This window comes from Amycolatopsis cynarae (assembly GCF_026802195.1).
In the GTDB taxonomy this organism is placed as follows: domain Bacteria; phylum Actinomycetota; class Actinomycetes; order Mycobacteriales; family Pseudonocardiaceae; genus Amycolatopsis_E; species Amycolatopsis_E rhizosphaerae.
In genome coordinates, this window is the sequence record NZ_CP113836.1 from 213,456 (window position 1) to 228,594 (window position 15,139).

A 15,139-nucleotide genomic window follows, 5' to 3' on the forward strand; every position below is an offset into this window, starting at 1 on the left:
AACGTCCACGGCAGGAGTGATCCCGGGTGCACGCTGACCTCGGTACCGATCCGGTTCCGCGCGAATCCGGGATGGCGGTGTTCCGGCCGGAGGTGGGGCGGCCCGGTGCGGAGGAGCCGCTGATTCCCCCGCTGGTGGCGGCCTCGGCGCGCAGGACGCGCCGACTCGCGGTGTGGCTGCCCCCGTTCGTGGCGTTCGTGTTCCTCCCGTTGTTCCTGGGGGGTGAAGACGTCCTGCTCCTGGTCGCGCAAGTGATCTTCACGGCGGTCCTGCTCGCCGTCTGGTACTCGTTTCTCAAGGTGACACCGCGTGCTCGTCGGCGGTTGCTCCAGTCGCCGGTACGCGAGATCGTGCTGGGCGACGGCGATCTGCTCGAGACCCGGTACGCGTTGTGGATGCGGCTTGCCGGGGAGGCGGGTGATCGCTGGTACGCCCTTCGCCCTGGCGGGGTGGTCCGGGACTTTCTCGCCACCGAACGCCGTCTCTTCGTGCTCGGCCCGGACGACTCCGGCCGGGCGCTGGTCCACCTCCCCGGCTACGTTGCGCCGTTGATCGTGCGGACCCGGCGGGAACCGGCGCGCGGGGCGAAACCGGTGGCGGCACTACCTCGCCGGTTCGGTGCCCCCAAGGACGACCGGATCCTGCGGACCTACGTCCGCCACCAACAGGTCACCGGGTTGGCGTTCTCGGTGACCCTGCTGCTGTTGCTGTCCTGGCTGACGCTGAGCAGCCTGTCTGGCCCGGCCGCGGTGAACACGCCTTCCGGCTGGTGGTTGATCGCGATGGACCTGGTCGCACTGCTCGCGCTCGTTCGGTTCATGGCCCGGCTGGCTCGTTTCGGCAAGGCTTCCCACGCGATCACCTGGACCCCGCTCGCGGTCACCTTCGACGTGGCGCTTCCCCGCGGGAAGAGGATCGTGTCCCTGTCCTGCCGGGTGTTGCTTCCCGACGGGAAGCAGCGAAAGGCCCGGCTGTTCATGACCACGGTGGATCTCGCCGCGGCCGCGTACCTGTCTGGGCAGTTGTGGGTGATCGGTGCTCCCCAGCAGGGCAACCTCCTGATCGGCCTGCCCGGTTTCCCAGGGACCGGACTGGCCAAGCTCGGCCGTCTAGCATGAGGCCGTGAACAGCAGGCCGGACAAGGAATCCCCCGCCACCCTCTCGTTCCCGACCAGGGCGGTGCACGCCGGGAACGCGGTCGACCGGGGGTCGGGCGCCATCCGGACGCCGATCGTGATGGCGAACTCCTACGCGCTGCCCGAAGACCCGTCCCAGGTGAGCTGGTCCGGTACCGACATCCCGCTGTACACCCGCAACTCGGGCGCCAACCAGCTCGCCCTGCAGGACAAGCTCGCCGCGCTCGAAGAGGGGGAAGACGCCGTCGCGCTCGCGAGCGGGGTCGCCGCGCTGCACGCGGTGTTCTTCACGCACCTGCGCAGCGGTGACCACATCGTGGTCTCCGACGTGACCTACGAGGCGACCTGGCGGCTGTTCGCCGAGATCCTGCCCGCGAAGTACGGGATCGAAGCCACCTTCGTCGACAGCAGCGATCTCGCCGCCGTCGAGGCCGCGATCCGCGACAACACCCGGCTCGTGCACGTCGAGGCGATCGCGAACCCGACCACCAGGGTGACCGACGTCGCGGCCTGCGCCCGGATCGCCCACGCCGCCGGGGCCCTGCTGGTGGTGGACTCGACGTTCACCCCGCCCCCGCTGTACCGGCCGCTCGCCGACGGTGCCGACCTCGTCGTGCACTCATTGACGAAGTACATCAACGGGCACGGCGACGCGATGGGCGGTGCGGTGATCGGCGCCCGCCAGCTGATCGGCTCGATCAAGTCGGAGGCGATGGTCGACGTGGGCGGGGTGATCTCCCCGTTCAACGCCTGGCTGATCTCCCGCGGCGCGGTCACCCTGCCGCTTCGCCTCACGCAGCACCTGACCTCCGCGCGCCGGGTCGCCGAATTCCTCGCCGCCGATCCGCGGGTCGCGTTCGTCGAATACCCCGGGCTGCCTTCGCACCCGCAGCACGAACTCGCCGCGCGGCAGTTCGGCGGACGCGGTTTCGGCGCCATGATGGCCTTCGCGGTCAACGGCGATCCCGCCATGCAGAACCGTTTCGTGGCGAACCTGCGCCTGATCACCTCCGCCGTCTCCCTCGGACACGACGAATCGCTCATCGTCCACGTGGGCACCGAGGGGCCGCGGGTGGCGGCCTATCCCGAGCCGTTCCGGAAGTGGGGGCACCTGCGTTTCTCGGTGGGCCTGGAAGACCCGGACGACCTGGTCGCCGATCTGGCCGCCGCACTGGACGCGACCTTCGGACGGTAAAGGGCACCGAAAGCACCGTCCACTTTCCGTGTTGTACCCACCACTCTCGGCTCGCGACCGGTATCGTCTCCTTCGCGATCTTCGGCTCTGGGGGGACGACATCGTGAACGCGATCGTGTTGCCGCGCTATGCCTTCGTCAAGGCGTGGGAAACCGGCGGTTACGGAAAACCGCATCCGGTCATCGGTACGGATGACCTGTGGCTCGACGGCTCCGCGAAAAAGCTGTTGCGGCGCGAGGTCGACGGCCTGCTGGAAAAGGCGGGTGCCGCGGTCGACGGCGTGCCGACACCGGAATTCCGGCGGAAGCTCGCGGTGCTCGCCCGTCCGGAGCGGGAGTGCTACGCCTGGATCTCGCACCACGGCGAGCCCGGTGCGGCGCTGGTCGCGGCGGTCGGCGGGGAGGCGGTGCGGCTGGTGCGTGACGAGAAGAGCGTGGTCCTCGACGCGGCGCGGGCCGACGATCTGGCCCGCACGCTCGTCGACGCGCTGCCCGATGCCCGAGCCGCGGATATCGGTGAAATCGTCATTCCCGTGTCGCAGTACTCCGCGAGGGGCCCGGCGACTTCCGAGGACTATGAACTGACGATGGAGACTCGCCAGCAGAGGCCCGATCCGGCTGCCCAGGTGCGGGCGCTGATGAACGCACCGCGCAGTGGCATGCACCAGTTGGCCGCGGCCGCCCGCGACCGGAGCGGGCAGCGGCGTCGCGGTCGGCCGGTCACCGTGATCGACCTCGTCGAGGCGGGCCGGATCCTGAGCTACGTCGCGCAGCCACCGAACGGGGAGCCCATGCTGCACTGCCTTTCGGGCACCCGCCGTGCACTGCTCTCCGCCCTCACCGCAGGCTAGTTCCGCGGCGTTTTTGCAGGTGAGAGGGCACCGGCCGGTAATGGCCGGTCGGCTGGCCTGGTCAGGTGTGCGGTACGAGACCAGCGTTGACGGCGCAACCGAACAACCGGGGAGCCGTTATGCCGACGACCGCAACGACCGACCAGCCGACCGTCACCGCGCTCACCGATCGGGAACGCGAAGTGCTCCGCGTGGTCGGCCGAGGCCTGACCGACGCCGAGATCGCTGCCGCCCTGGCCATGTCCGTGGACGCTGTGGCCGGACATCTCGAGCGGATCCTCGCCAAGCTCGGGCTGCGCGACCGCTGCGCCGCCATCGTCCACGCCTTCGACAGCGGGTTGGTCGTGCCAGGCCAGGATTCGCGCCGGTACCCGGCGAGCCCGGTGCCCCAGCCCGTACGGATCTCCGTGCTCGGCCCCCTGCGGGTCTGGCACGACGGACAGCTCGTGGACGTGGGGCCCGCGCGTCAGCAAGCCGTGCTGGCCGCGCTGGCGCTGTGCCCGGACCGTGCGGTCAGCAGGCAGGAACTGCTCGACGGCGTGTGGGGGCTGGAGCCGCCGAACGCGAACGTGGTGCCGGTCTACATCTACCGGCTGCGCAAGATCCTGCACCGCGACGGCAACCCGGACTCGGTGATCAAGCGTGACCGGTGCGGCTACCGGCTCGCACGCGGTGCCGTGCAGGTGGACGTGACGCGCATGGAGGAACTCGTCACCGCGGCGGAGGCGGCCGCGCGAGCCGGGGAAGTGGACGAGGCCGTGCGCGCCTGCTCGCAGGCTCTGGACCTGTTCGCCGGTGAGCCACTGGCAGGCTTGCCCGGGCCGTTCGCCGAACTGGAACGCCTGCGGTTCACCGAGCGCAGGATCACGCTGGCACAACGAAAACTGGACTGGCAGCTGAGTCTGGGGCAACACCGCGAGGCGGTCGCCGAACTGTCCGCACTGGCCGCGGAACAGCCGCTGAACGAACCGGTCGCCGTGATGCTGATGCGCGCACTGGCCCGCGGCGGCCGGCGCGCCGAAGCACTGGCCGTGTTCGACCGCATCCGCCGCCATCTCGCCGAGAACCTGGGCGTGCCCCCGGGCGAGACGCTGCGGCGGACGCGACTGGCGGTGCTGCGCGACGACCGCGTCGGCATCGGCGCCGCTCCGGGGAGGACCACGGTGAAGACGGCCACCGGGTCGTGTTGAGAGCGCTTCAATGAGAAGGTCGGCTTGCGCGTAGCTACACGGCCACCGACCGAGGGGAAAGCCGAACCGTGTCCACCTTCCAGACCGAAGTCGAGCGGAAGCGGGAGCTGAACGGCGATATCGGCGCGGTGAAGGCGCGGGTAACGCGGTGTGGATACCTCGAACTGGGTACGAGTGTCGAAGTCGACGCGTACTACAGCCGCCCGGATCGCGACTTCCTGGCCACCGTCGAATGCCTGCGGGTCCGGCAGCGGGACGGGTTTGCCGAAATCACGTACAAACCGTCCTCGACGGCGGAAACGCACAGCAGCGAGGACATCATCGCCAAACGGGAGACCAACGTCGTGCTCGCCGGTGACGACCAGGCGACGGTCGCGAACGACCTGTTGGCCGTACTGGGCATGGTGCCGCTTTGTGAGGTGCGGAAAACCAGGACGACCTACCGGCATCCTGGCCGGAGCGAAATCACCGTCGCGTTCGACGCCGTCGCCGGTGTCGGCGATTTCCTGGAAACCGAGGTCCTCGCCGAGAACGTGGACGAGGCTTCCAGGCTTCTCGACGAGGTGGAACGGCAACTCGGCCTCACCGGGTACGCGATCGTGAAGCTGCCCTACCGCGATCTCGTCCTCCGGCACCAGTGACGGTCAGGGGCGCTGCTTGGCGTTTTCGACGAGCGCGACGGCGGCGCGTGGGTCCTCGACTTCGACGACCAGGCGGGCGTAGCGTTCGTCGGCCAGTTCGATGACCACGGCCTTGGCCGGATCGTGAACGTCCCAGAAGACGCGTTCGCCGTCGAGGTGGAAGGTGCCCGCGGTGATCACGCCCGGCAGGTACGCCCCAGGCGCGCGGATGCCCTTGGGTTCCTTGGCGATGCCGGGGTCGGCGGTAGCGCCGCGGACGTTGGCCAGCGGGATGGTCAGGCTGCTTTTGAGCGCCCAGAGCTTGTCCAGCCCCTCGATGGTGACGACCAGGTCGTCGCCGTCGATGTCGATCCGTGCCATGTGATGCTCCTTCATCGGGTTTCGAACCGCTGTGCCAGCGCGGTGGAATCGGATTCGGTGGGTGAGCCGGTGGCCCTGGCGCGCAGGCGCAACCCGAGCAGCGCCGCGGTGAACGCGCTCACGTCGGAGGTGTCCGAGCCGGGCAGGACGGCGCCGAGGGCCAGGTCGAGGACTTCCAGGGCCTCGCCGACCAGCGCGGCGACCTCCGTGTCCGAGGGCGCGCGCTCGACGGCCGCCAGGAGCAGCAAGTCCAGCTCCGCCTCCGCCACCAGGCGAGAGGCCTGCACCGGTCCGTCCGCCTCGGCGAGAGCGCTGCCGAGGGGGCGCACCTCGTCGTCCACGTGCCGCCGCAAGGCGCGCAGGTACAGCCCCCGTTTGCTGCCGAAGGTCTTGTACAGGCTGTTGCGGTGTACTCCGAGGTGGCTGACCAGGTCGTCCACGGACACCCCGTCATAGGCCCGCTCCGCGAACAGCGCGGCCGCGGCGCGCACCACCTCGTCTTCGTCGAACCCTCTCGGCCGGCCCATGACGCGACCCTAGACGGTTCAGGAACGAACGGTCAAGAACGATCGTTCCTGAACTCGGCGTCAGCGCACGGTGGGCGTGTTGCTGAACGACGCGAAGCGCCATGCGTCGCCGTCGTTGACCGCGACCACCGTCAGCAGTCCGATGGGTCGTATCCGCGGCGCGTTCTCGCCGGGAAACAGCACTGTGCCGCTGCCGTGCAGGAGCACCACGTTCGGCGCGACGGGCTGCGACTCCATCGGGGCGACGCCGAGCCGTGTGCCCCGGAAGTCCGATTCGAAGAGCTTCTGATGGGACTCGGCGATGGCCCGTCGTCCGATCAAGCGCATCCCGGATTGCGTGACATAGCGGGCGTCGTCGGTGAAGGCCGCGGCGTAGTCCGCCCCGTCGCCGCGCGCCCAGGCGTCCTCCATGGTCTGGAGCAGTTCGCGGAGGGCCGTCTCGTCTTCCTTGGTCAGGCCTGCCTGTCGCATCGTGCCTTCGCCCCCCCTGTCTCTAAGATGATCCCAGCCAGTGAGTCTTCCCGCATTCGGGAAATCTCGATGGATCGAATAATCCTGTTGGGAGGAAGAGTTGTCAAGTCGCGACGAGGTCATCGCCCGGCTGACCGAACTCATGCGGGGCGCCTCGACGTACCGGCTGCTCATGCACCAGGTGATCGCGGACCGGCTCGGCCTCATCATGACCGACCTGAAGTGCCTGGACGCCGCCCGCGACGAGCCGCGCCTCACCCCGGGCCGGCTGGCCGAGATCACCGGCCTGAGCACGTCGGCGACGACCGCCGCCCTAGACCGCCTGGAGCGCCGCGGCTTTGTCCGGCGCATCCGCGACGAACACGACCGGCGCCGCGTGTTCGTGGAGTCCACCGGACAGCACGAGGCGGAAACGGCACGGCTGTTCTCGCCGCTGGTCACCGCGACCACCGCGATCCTGGACAACTACACCGACGAGCAACTGGCGCTCATCACCGACTTCCTCGAACAGCTCAACGCCGTCAACGCGCAGCTCACCAGGCAACAAAAGGAGTCCCGTCCCCGGCCGTGAGGGGCCCCTCACGGCGCGGCGGCGCCACCGGACCGGCGCAGCCGGGACGACCTCGTCCGTGCCGCGAGCGAGTCAGGACAGGTTCTGGACCGGCGGGAGACCGCGTTCGGTGAAGACCTTCTTCGCCACGAGCGTGGCGTTGATCGAGCGCGGAATCCCGGCGTAGACGGCCGAGTGAAGCAACGCCTCGGCGATCTCGGTGGTGGTGAGACCGACGTTCAACGCGGCGTTGACGTGTACGTCGAGTTCGATCTCGCAGCCGCCGAGTGCGGTGAGGACGCCGAGGGTGACCAGTTGCCGGTCGCGCGGCGACAGTTCGGGTCGGGCGTACATGTCGCCGAACGCCCAGGCGACCACCTGGTGGCCGAGTTCCGGCGAGACGGCGGCGAGCGAGTCGACCACCCGCTGTCCGGCTTCGCCGTCGACCTCGTTCAGCACCTTCAGGCCGTGCTCGTAACGATCTCCGCGATTCATGGGTTTCTCCCGGTTCCTGGGTTTGTGTTCGGGTTCGTGTTCCGTCGCCAAGCTTTGCCGATCTCGCCGCGCTCTCCGCGTCAAAGGCATGGGAAGCTATGTTTCCGATGCTTCGGAGGCATGGATGGAACTGAGACTGCTGGGCTATGTGGTCGCGATCGCCGAGGAGGGGAGCATCAGCGGGGCCGCGCGCCGCCTGCACCTGACACAGCCGACGCTGAGCCGTCAGCTCCGTGAGCTGGAACGACGGCTCGGGACGGCGTTGTTCGAGCGCGAGGGCAGGGGGCTGGTCCCCACACCCGCCGGTGAGACGCTGGTTTCCCGGGCGGGGAGAGTGCTCGCCGAGGCGGAGGCCGCGCTGGAGGAGGTGCGGCTCGCGGGCGAGGGCCTGGCCGGACGATTCACGGTGACGTTCGCCGGTTCGGGGATCAACGGTCCGCTGGGCGGCGTGCTCGGCCGGTTGCGGCGTGAGATGCCCCGCGTCGAGCTGCGTTTGGTGGAGAGCTTCAACGACGCCGAGATGTCGGACGGCGTTCTGGACGGCCGGTTCGACATCGCCGTCCAGCGCCTGCCGTCACGCGATGGGCGCCTGGCCGTGCGGGCCTGGTGGCGCGAGCCGCTCAGCCTGTTCCTGCCCGAGGCGCATCCGCTGGCGCACCAGCCCGGCCCGGCCCCGCTGACCGCGCTCGGCCAGGTGCCGCTGGTGGTGTGGCCGCGCGAGGTTTCCCCGCATTCGCACGACGAGATCCTCGCGCTGTGCGACCAGGCAGGCGTGGCCCCGCGCATCGGCGCGGAGGGCCGCAGCGTGCAGACGGTGCTGGCCCTGGTCGCCGCCGGCTTCGGTGCGGCGGTGATGTCCGATTCCCACCGCGCGCTCCGGCGTGTCGGCGTGCGCGCGCGGCCCCTGGAGGGCACGTCGACGACCCTGCACCTGGTGTGGCGTGCGGCCGACCGGAACCCACTCCTGAAGCGCTTTCGCGCCGTACTCGGAGCGGTGGAACCGGCGGAGGACCGCTGACGGCTCAGCGCAGTTCTCGGATGCGCACCAGGTTTCCGGCCGGGTCGCGGAAGGCGCAGTCGCGCATCCCGTACGGCTGCTCCATCGGTTCCTGGACGACCTCGGCTTCCGCGGCCTGGATCTTGTCGAAGGTGCCGTCGAGGTCGCGGGTGGCCAGCAGGATCCAGCCGTAGGTGCCCTTGGCCATCATCTCGGCGATGGTGTGGCGCTCGCTCTCGGTGATGCCGGGGTCGGCGCCCGGCGGGGCCAGGAGGATGGACGTGCCGGGCTGGCCCGCGGGGCCGACCGTGATCCAGCGCATCTTGCCCTCGCCGACGTCGCTGCGGACCTCGAAGCCGAGGATGTCGCGGTAGAAGGCCAGCGAGGATTCCGGGTCGTCGTGCGGGAGAACGGTCGTGTTGATGGTGAGGTCCATGGCGGTCACGCTAGCCGCAGCTGTCCGGCGCTGGTGCCCTGAAGGTCGCCTCCGGGGTCATCAACGCCCTCAAGGCCACCTTGAGGGCACAGCCCTGCTCCGAGCTCCCGGTCGATCCGGTCCTGGACGCGGCGCAGCCGCGCGAGGTCGTTCAGGCGCTGCGCCTCGGTGAGCGCGCGCCCCCACGAGGGGTGACACATCCCGGAACTCCTTCCGTCGTTGTGGGGCGGGTCAGCTCACCGCCTGCTTGACGAGGGCGGCGATGCGGGCTTCCACTTCGGGGGTCATCTTCGTGAGGGCGAAGGCGGTGGGCCACATCGCGCCGTCGTCCAGCCCCGCCTGGTCGCTGAAGCCGAGCGTGGCGTAGCGCGCCTTGAACTTCTCGGCGCTCTGGAAATGGCAGACGATCTTGCCGTTCAGCGCGTAGGCGGGCATTCCGTACCACAGCTTGGGTTCGAGCGCCGGGGCGTTCGCGGTGACGATGTCGTGCACGCGCTCGGCCAGAACGCGGTCCGAGTCCTGCAGCTCGGCGATCTTGGCGAGCACCTCCTCCTTCGCCTCCGCTGCCTTGTCCGCGCGCGACTTGCGGCCCGACTCCTTCTTCATCTCCTGGGCGCGGTCCTTCATCGCGGCCCGCTCTTCGGCGGTGAATCCCTCGTAGGTGCTTTTCTTGCCGGTGCGGCTCATGGCCGATTCCTCTCCAGGGTCGTGCTGCACAAGGGCGGTGTTCGGTGTCAGTTTCGGTGTCACTGCCGGGTCGACGCGATCGGAGCGGTTTCCCAGGTGAACCCGTCCGGGTCGGTGAACGGATCGGCGGCGCCGCCGATCGCGATCCGGTGCGATCCGCTGCCCTCGGGGGAGACGCCGGCATCCTTGGCGAGGGCGCGGCGCCGGTACAGCGCGAGTTTGACGGGGCCGGACGAGGCGAACTCGACGTACATGCGGCCGAAGCTCTTCGCCACGGTGAGGCCCCGCTCCAGGTAGAACCGCTTGCTCGCGGCCACGTCGGCGACTCCCAGCAGCAGCACGACGGAGTCGATCCGCCGGGTGGCCGGGCCGGTGTCCTTCTTCGCCGAGGTCGCCACCTTCCAGATCGTCCCGTCCGGGGCCTCGATGACCCCGCCATAGCCCCACATCGACTTCGTGACGGGCTTGAGCGCCGTTGCCCCGGCGTCGAGCGCGGCGTCGATCAGGGCGTTGACATCGGCAGGCTGGGGCACCGTCAGTGACAGGGTGAACCCGCGGAAGCCGGTGGCCGGTTCCCGCGAGGCCCGCAGGCGCAACTGGGTGTCCAACCCGAAGGCGTTGGCGTAGAAGCGTTCGGCGGCCGCCGGGTCGGCCACTTCGAGGGTGATGTTGTCGATGGAGGTCATGACGGCAACGCTAGGTGCGACCCGGTAACCGGCGCTTCTTGATTCCTGACCGGTCTGGACGGGACGGGCTCCACCCCCGCGTCCTGTCCGGAGTGGACGGTGACGGCGGATTTCCGCCAGCGTTCGAAAGTGATCATTTCTACGGTCACCGGTATGGGAACCGATCTCGCGGCAGAACCCGCACGAGCCGTTGGTCTTCGTGGTCCGGTTGTGCTTTACCTGGCGCTGGCGGCGGCCTTGGCCACGGCGGCGATCTATCCGCTCCAGCCCGCCATCGCCGAGGTGGCGGTGTCGCTGGGATCGTCGTCGACGGCGGTCGGCACGGCGTTGGCGTGTGGTCCGGTCGGCTACCTGTGCGGGCTCGCCCTGCTGGTTCCGCTGGTCGATCGATTCCCACCCCGGTCCGTGCTGGCCGCGCAGCTCACAGCCCTGGCGGTCGTGGTTGGAGTGACCGCGGCCGTTACGACGGCATGGCTGCTGGGTTTGTGTGTTCTGCTCATCGGAGCGTTTTCCTCGGCCGGTGCCGGTCTCAGCTCGGTAGCTGGACGCCTGGCCGGCGCGGGCCGCCGTGCGACCGTGCTGGGCATCGTCACGGCAGGGATCTCGGCGGGCATCCTGGCCGGTCGCATCCTTGGTGGCTGGTTGGCCGACACGGTCGGCTGGCGCGCGATGTTGCTGATCTTCGCTGCCGCCTGCCTCACGATCGCGGGCTCTGCCTTGCTGCTACTCCCCACGGTGGGAGGGGGTTCGCAGGTCGGTTACTTCTCGGCTCTTCGGTCGATGCCGGGTCTGTACGTGCGCTTCGCGACCCTGAGGCTGGCCGCGGCACGGGGCACGGCATGGTTTTTCGCGTTCTGTGCCATCTGGGCGGGACTGGCGGTCGCGCTGTCCGGGGCACCTTTTCACTATCCGGCCGAACGGATCGGCCTGTATGCGCTCGCCGGCCTGGGCGGGATCATCGCGACGCGGGTTGCCGGGGTGCTCACCGACCGGCTGGGGGCGCGCGCCGTGATTCTGATCGGCCTGACCCTGGCCGGTGTCGCCGCCGCGGTGCTGGGCTTCGTCCTGGGCAGCCCCGCGGTAACGGCCGTCTGCCTGGCACTGTTCGACGCCGGACTGTTCGCCGCGCAGGTCGCCAACCAAAGCACCGTACTGGCTATCGACCCCCAGGCGCCGGCCCGGTTCAACAGTGCCTACATGATCGTCTACTTCCTCGGCGGGAGCCTGGGCTCTGCCTTCGGTGCCGCGGCGGTGGCCTGGCTCGGCTGGCCGGGAACGGCCATCGTCACCGTCGCTGCCATCGCGCTCGGCGCGGCGATCACTCTCGCCGCTCGGTAAAACTGAGGGCTGACGCCGTACGTGCGCTTGAAGGCGGCGGACAGCGCGAAGGCGCTGCCGTAGCCCACCTGACGAGCGACCGCGCCGATCGTCGAATCCGGTTGGCGGCGCAGGAAATCCGCGGCGAGGGCGAGCCGCCAACCGGCCAGGTAGGTCATCGGCGGCTCGCCCACGGCCTGGGTGAACCGCCGGGCCAGTGTGGCGCGCGAAACGCCGGTTCTGGCCGCGAGGGTGTCCACCGTCCAGGGTTCGGCGGGCTGGTGCTGCAGCAGCCACAGGGCCCGGCCGACGATCGGGTCGCCGTGCGCGCGGTACCAGGCGGGCGCCTCGCTGCCGGGGCGGTCGAACCAGGTGCGCAGCGAAGCGATCAGCAGCACGTCGAGGAGCCGGTCCAGGACGGCTTCCTGGCCGGGCACGTCCTTCACGATCTCCTCGGCCAGCAGCGAAACAAGTGGACTGGACCACTCGGCGGCGGGCAGCACGATCAGCTTCGGCAGCGCGGCGAGCAGCCGGCCGCTGACCTCGCCCGCCATCCCGTAGGTGCCGGTGAGGAGCACGACCGGGCCGTCGGCGCCGTGACCCCAGGTGCGCACGCCGGTGCCGGTGAGCGTGTCGAGGTGCCCGCCGTCCGGGGTACGGCACTCCTGGCCGGGCGAGATGACCGCCTGCGGTGGGGTCGAGGGATCGTCGGCGACGAGGTACGGATCGGGGCCGCGGGCGATGGCGATGTCGCCCTCGCCCAACCGCGCGGCCTCGCCGTCGTCCGGTACCACCCAGGCTTCGCCGCGCACCAGCGCGATCAGCGTTACCGGCGCGCGGTCTTCGATGCGCAGCGACCAGGGTGGGGTGAGCACGGACCGGAGCAGGAACGCCCCGTGCGCGCGGGGGCCGTCCAGAAGCGCCGCGAGGGGGTCCACGCCGTCGAGCGTAGACGGTGAAACATGGATTCGAGCGATTCGGCCATGGAGGGTGCCACTCATCGCTGCTTGGCTGGGTGCCATGACCGTCATCGGATCGAACGGTGCGTCGGGGAGGGCCGCGATGACCGCTGTTGCGACTGTCGTGCTGGTGGCCGCGCTCATCGCGGCCGGGTTGCTCGCCGGACTCTTTTACGCCTACGCGTGCTCGGTCATGCCGGGGCTCGCCCGTGGCGACGACCGCACGTACGTGGAGGCGATGCGCGGGATCAACCTCGCGATCATCAACCCGGTCTTCATGCTGACCTTCCTGGGCGCGCCACTGGCCGCGGGCGCCGCCGTCGTGCTGCACCTGGCGCCGGACGTGCGCCCGGCGCTGCCGTGGGTGGTGGCGGGTTTCGCGCTGCTGGTGGCGATGCTGGTGATCACCGGAGTGGTGAACGTTCCGCTGAACAACGCACTGGAGAGCGGCACCAGCGACTACGCCGGACTGCGGGCTCGGTTCGAAACGGTGTGGGTGCGGTGGAACCTGGTCCGCGCGGTGGTCTCGACCGGGGCCTTCGGCTGCCTGGTCGCCGCACTCCTGGCCCGAAGGGGATGAGCTTGTTCACGGCGTGTGGTTCAGGGCGGCGGCCAGGGCGTCGAGGTGATCTCCGACGGGGCCCGCGGTGAGCATGCCGCTGCCCGCTCCGGCCAGTTCCTGCGCGGCCGGGGCGAGTTCGCTGCGGGCGCGCCGCATCAGGTCCCGGTCGCCCAGCCTGATCGCGGCACGGCCGGTGAGGCACCACAGCGCCTCGAACAGCAGATCGCGCGGCGGTTCCGGAACCCGGAGCAGCGCGGCGGCCGCATCCGCCGGGCGGTCCCGCGCCAGCAGCACGTGCGGGCGCGCCCAAGCCGCGTAGGGGCCCCAGTCGGTGTCGTCGCCGAAATCGGCCGGGAGGCCGTGCCATACCCGCAGGCACAACAGCGCCAACGGAAGCAGGCCGTCTTGCACCCCGGGCATCCCGGCACCGCTCAACTGCGCGGCCGCAGCGCGGAAGGCGGCCTCCGCGGCCTGCGGCGGCCCGGTCGCCGCCGACCGCAGCGCCCGGTACCAGGCGGTGAACACACCGGCCAGTGGGCGTTCGTGCCGTTCGGCGAGCCGGTCCGTCGCGGCGGCGTGCTCGTCGGCGACGGCGAAGTCCGCGAGCGCGGCGCGAGCCTGGACGCGGATGAGATGACCGAGGATTTCGAACGTCACCAGGCCATGCCGGGCGGACAGCGCGACGAGTTCGACGCCGATCTCGTCTCGCTCGGGGGCGAGGCCCGCGCGGTGGAAGGTCTGCATGAACACGCCGTTCAGGGCGAAGGCCAGCAGGGCCGGATCACCCAGCCGTCGCGCGATCCGTTCGGCTTCCCCGGCTGCCTCGGGCCCGCGCGCGGCCCGCGTGCCCCGGGACTCCAACGCGATCGTCGCCAGCAGGCGGGCCCGCGTGGCGTCATGCGTGCCGGGGCGAAGCGCCGCCAGTGCGCGTTCGGCCGCCGCGACGATCCGCGCCGCCTGCTCCGGATCGTCCGAGCGGGTCCAGATCGCGGGCACGTCGTAGCCCCCGATCACGCGGGCGGTGAATTCGGGATCACCGAGCCGCTCGGCCGCCGCGATGGTCGCGAACCGCTGTTCGCGCGCCGCTTCGAGCCCGCCGCCCCCGGCGACCGCGAGACTTCGCAGCAGGCCGACCGTCGATTCGAGCCTGCTCGCGGCGCCCGATGCCACCGTGCGGTCGTATGCCGCCGCGGTGGCCGCCCAGACGCGTTCCACCTCCGAGGAACCGGGATCGGTCTGGCGGAGGATGTCGGTTTCCAGCCGGCTCAGCCGCGGCCCCGGATCGACACCGAGCTGTTCGAGCAACAAGCCGCGAGCCCGGCGCAGCACCGCGAGCGCGTCCCCTTGCCGGCCCGTGCGGTACAGAGCCGTGGCCAGCAGCCGCCATGCCTCTTCCCGCCACGGGTGCTCGGCCACATGGGCGTCGAGGTCCGGGACGACGTCGGCGGCATGCCCGAGTGCCAGCCGCGCCCCGGCCCGCAGCTCGATCGCGTTGAGCCGCAACTGCTCGAGCCGGGAGCGCTCGACCCGTGCCCACGGCTCGTCCTCCAAATCGGCGAAGGCGGGCCCTCGCCACCAGCTCAGCGCCTCGTCGAGACGCGCGAGGGTCTGCTGCGGAGGCGCGGCGCCCGCCGCGACCGCCTCCTCGAACCGCCAGGCGTCCACCGCGCCGGGCGCGGCCCGCAGCGCGTACCCCGGCCCTTCCGTGACCAGCAACCGAGCCGGTGCGCGCGGCGGGCGCTGTGGTTCCAGCGCGCGCCGCAACGCCGCGACGAACGTGCGGACCGCACTCACCGCGCCGGGCGGAGGGGAGTCCCACAGGTCCTCCACGAGACGGCCGACCGGGACGACCCGGCCGCGCGCGACGACGAGCCGGGCCAGCAGCGCCCGGTGTTTCGGCCCTTTCACGTCGAGGGGCGTGCCGTTGCCGTCCCAGGCCACGACCGGTCCGAGGACACCGAAGTGAACACCGTAGAGGACACCGACCTGCACCGAGCGAACCCACCCTTCCACCGGGAACCCAACCTAGCGCGCTCATCGGTTGCTCATCCGCGACCGGCACGCTGCGCCAGTCGGCCCC

The 15,139-nt window shown here is 70.4% G+C and carries 17 protein-coding genes and 1 pseudogene; 9 read left to right on the plus strand and 9 right to left on the minus strand.

The genetic code is table 11. The features are described 5' to 3' along the window. Window positions 1-26 precede the first annotated feature (26 nt). The 5 genes from ORV05_RS01105 to cyaB all read left to right on the plus strand — a co-directional run bounded on the left by ORV05_RS01105 (window position 27) and on the right by cyaB (window position 5,012). Entirely contained in the window at window positions 27-1,118 is a 1,092-nt protein-coding gene (locus ORV05_RS01105) for a hypothetical protein (RefSeq protein ID WP_268756586.1), read from the plus strand. Between the two features lie 4 nt (window positions 1,119-1,122). Then, window positions 1,123-2,331 (plus strand): trans-sulfuration enzyme family protein, encoded by a 1,209-nt coding sequence (locus ORV05_RS01110; RefSeq protein ID WP_268756587.1) that lies wholly within the window; start codon window positions 1,123-1,125, stop codon window positions 2,329-2,331. Window positions 2,332-2,434: 103 nt separating this feature from the next. Beyond that, a complete protein-coding gene (locus ORV05_RS01115; protein ID WP_268756588.1) occupies window positions 2,435-3,181 on the plus strand; it encodes an ESX secretion-associated protein EspG in 747 nt (248 codons plus the stop codon). Window positions 3,182-3,300: 119 nt separating this feature from the next. Then, window positions 3,301-4,371, plus strand: a complete 1,071-nt coding sequence (locus tag ORV05_RS01120; RefSeq protein ID WP_268756589.1) for a BTAD domain-containing putative transcriptional regulator — start codon at window positions 3,301-3,303, stop codon at window positions 4,369-4,371. A 68-nt stretch (window positions 4,372-4,439) separates the two neighbouring features. Then, a complete protein-coding gene (cyaB, locus tag ORV05_RS01125) occupies window positions 4,440-5,012 on the plus strand; it encodes a class IV adenylate cyclase (RefSeq protein WP_268756590.1) in 573 nt (190 codons plus the stop codon). Window positions 5,013-5,015: 3 nt separating this feature from the next. Here the strand turns inward: cyaB and ORV05_RS01130 are convergent, their stop codons facing one another. The 3 genes from ORV05_RS01130 to ORV05_RS01140 are packed head-to-tail and all read right to left on the minus strand — an operon-like array spanning window position 5,016 to window position 6,370. Then, window positions 5,016-5,372 carry a hypothetical protein gene (locus ORV05_RS01130; RefSeq protein WP_268756591.1) on the minus strand — a complete coding sequence of 119 codons (357 nt, stop codon included), beginning with the start codon at window positions 5,370-5,372 and terminating at the stop codon, window positions 5,016-5,018. A gap of 11 nt (window positions 5,373-5,383) precedes the next feature. Next, window positions 5,384-5,899: a TetR/AcrR family transcriptional regulator gene (locus tag ORV05_RS01135; protein WP_268756592.1), complete on the minus strand. Its 516-nt coding sequence runs from the start codon at window positions 5,897-5,899 to the stop codon at window positions 5,384-5,386. Between the two features lie 60 nt (window positions 5,900-5,959). Continuing rightward, complete coding sequence (locus tag ORV05_RS01140) at window positions 5,960-6,370, minus strand: SgcJ/EcaC family oxidoreductase (protein WP_268756593.1); 411 nt, start codon at window positions 6,368-6,370, stop codon at window positions 5,960-5,962. Between the two features lie 100 nt (window positions 6,371-6,470). On the opposite strand from ORV05_RS01140, the gene ORV05_RS01145 reads away from it, so the two are divergent. Continuing rightward, complete coding sequence (locus ORV05_RS01145) at window positions 6,471-6,941, plus strand: MarR family winged helix-turn-helix transcriptional regulator (RefSeq protein ID WP_268756595.1); 471 nt, start codon at window positions 6,471-6,473, stop codon at window positions 6,939-6,941. Between the two features lie 72 nt (window positions 6,942-7,013). Here the strand turns inward: ORV05_RS01145 and ORV05_RS01150 are convergent, their stop codons facing one another. Next, complete coding sequence (locus ORV05_RS01150) at window positions 7,014-7,415, minus strand: carboxymuconolactone decarboxylase family protein (protein WP_268756596.1); 402 nt, start codon at window positions 7,413-7,415, stop codon at window positions 7,014-7,016. 124 nt (window positions 7,416-7,539) lie between these two features. Here ORV05_RS01150 and ORV05_RS01155 point away from each other — a divergent pair, with 124 nt between their 5' ends. Then, a complete protein-coding gene (locus ORV05_RS01155) occupies window positions 7,540-8,433 on the plus strand; it encodes a LysR family transcriptional regulator (protein WP_268756597.1) in 894 nt (297 codons plus the stop codon). A gap of 4 nt (window positions 8,434-8,437) precedes the next feature. Here the strand turns inward: ORV05_RS01155 and ORV05_RS01160 are convergent, their stop codons facing one another. The 3 genes from ORV05_RS01160 to ORV05_RS01170 form a co-directional block, all read right to left on the minus strand. Then, a complete protein-coding gene (locus ORV05_RS01160) occupies window positions 8,438-8,848 on the minus strand; it encodes a VOC family protein (RefSeq protein ID WP_268756598.1) in 411 nt (136 codons plus the stop codon). A 231-nt stretch (window positions 8,849-9,079) separates the two neighbouring features. Further along, entirely contained in the window at window positions 9,080-9,535 is a 456-nt protein-coding gene (locus tag ORV05_RS01165) for an iron chaperone (RefSeq protein WP_268756599.1), read from the minus strand. A 59-nt stretch (window positions 9,536-9,594) separates the two neighbouring features. Beyond that, window positions 9,595-10,221: a VOC family protein gene (locus tag ORV05_RS01170; protein ID WP_268756600.1), complete on the minus strand. Its 627-nt coding sequence runs from the start codon at window positions 10,219-10,221 to the stop codon at window positions 9,595-9,597. Window positions 10,222-10,374: 153 nt separating this feature from the next. Between ORV05_RS01170 and ORV05_RS01175 the strand changes: the two are divergent. Next, window positions 10,375-11,118 (plus strand): annotated as a pseudogene (locus ORV05_RS01175) (MFS transporter); the annotation flags it as partial. Between the two features lie 308 nt (window positions 11,119-11,426). On the opposite strand, the gene ORV05_RS01180 reads toward ORV05_RS01175, so the two are convergent. Next, window positions 11,427-12,476 (minus strand): AraC family transcriptional regulator, encoded by a 1,050-nt coding sequence (locus ORV05_RS01180; RefSeq protein ID WP_268756601.1) that lies wholly within the window; start codon window positions 12,474-12,476, stop codon window positions 11,427-11,429. A gap of 124 nt (window positions 12,477-12,600) precedes the next feature. Here ORV05_RS01180 and ORV05_RS01185 point away from each other — a divergent pair, with 124 nt between their 5' ends. Continuing rightward, complete coding sequence (locus ORV05_RS01185) at window positions 12,601-13,077, plus strand: anthrone oxygenase family protein (protein ID WP_268756602.1); 477 nt, start codon at window positions 12,601-12,603, stop codon at window positions 13,075-13,077. A gap of 6 nt (window positions 13,078-13,083) precedes the next feature. Here the strand turns inward: ORV05_RS01185 and ORV05_RS01190 are convergent, their stop codons facing one another. Continuing rightward, window positions 13,084-15,051 carry a BTAD domain-containing putative transcriptional regulator gene (locus tag ORV05_RS01190; RefSeq protein WP_268756603.1) on the minus strand — a complete coding sequence of 656 codons (1,968 nt, stop codon included), beginning with the start codon at window positions 15,049-15,051 and terminating at the stop codon, window positions 13,084-13,086. Window positions 15,052-15,139: the final 88 nt, after the last annotated feature.

Excerpts from the sequence above, each read along its gene's own strand:
- ORV05_RS01150 (WP_268756596.1), bottom strand. The coding sequence starts at position 7,415 with ATGAATCGCGGAGATCGTTACGAGCACGGCCTGAAGGTGCTGAACGAG.
- ORV05_RS01155 (WP_268756597.1), top strand. The coding sequence starts at position 7,540 with ATGGAACTGAGACTGCTGGGCTATGTGGTCGCGATCGCCGAGGAGGGG.
- ORV05_RS01160 (WP_268756598.1), bottom strand. The coding sequence starts at position 8,848 with ATGGACCTCACCATCAACACGACCGTTCTCCCGCACGACGACCCGGAA.
- ORV05_RS01130 (WP_268756591.1), bottom strand. The coding sequence starts at position 5,372 with ATGGCACGGATCGACATCGACGGCGACGACCTGGTCGTCACCATCGAG.
- ORV05_RS01170 (WP_268756600.1), bottom strand. The coding sequence starts at position 10,221 with ATGACCTCCATCGACAACATCACCCTCGAAGTGGCCGACCCGGCGGCC.
- ORV05_RS01135 (WP_268756592.1), bottom strand. The coding sequence starts at position 5,899 with ATGGGCCGGCCGAGAGGGTTCGACGAAGACGAGGTGGTGCGCGCCGCG.
- ORV05_RS01120 (WP_268756589.1), top strand. The coding sequence starts at position 3,301 with ATGCCGACGACCGCAACGACCGACCAGCCGACCGTCACCGCGCTCACC.
- ORV05_RS01185 (WP_268756602.1), top strand. The coding sequence starts at position 12,601 with ATGACCGCTGTTGCGACTGTCGTGCTGGTGGCCGCGCTCATCGCGGCC.
- ORV05_RS01140 (WP_268756593.1), bottom strand. The coding sequence starts at position 6,370 with ATGCGACAGGCAGGCCTGACCAAGGAAGACGAGACGGCCCTCCGCGAA.
- ORV05_RS01165 (WP_268756599.1), bottom strand. The coding sequence starts at position 9,535 with ATGAGCCGCACCGGCAAGAAAAGCACCTACGAGGGATTCACCGCCGAA.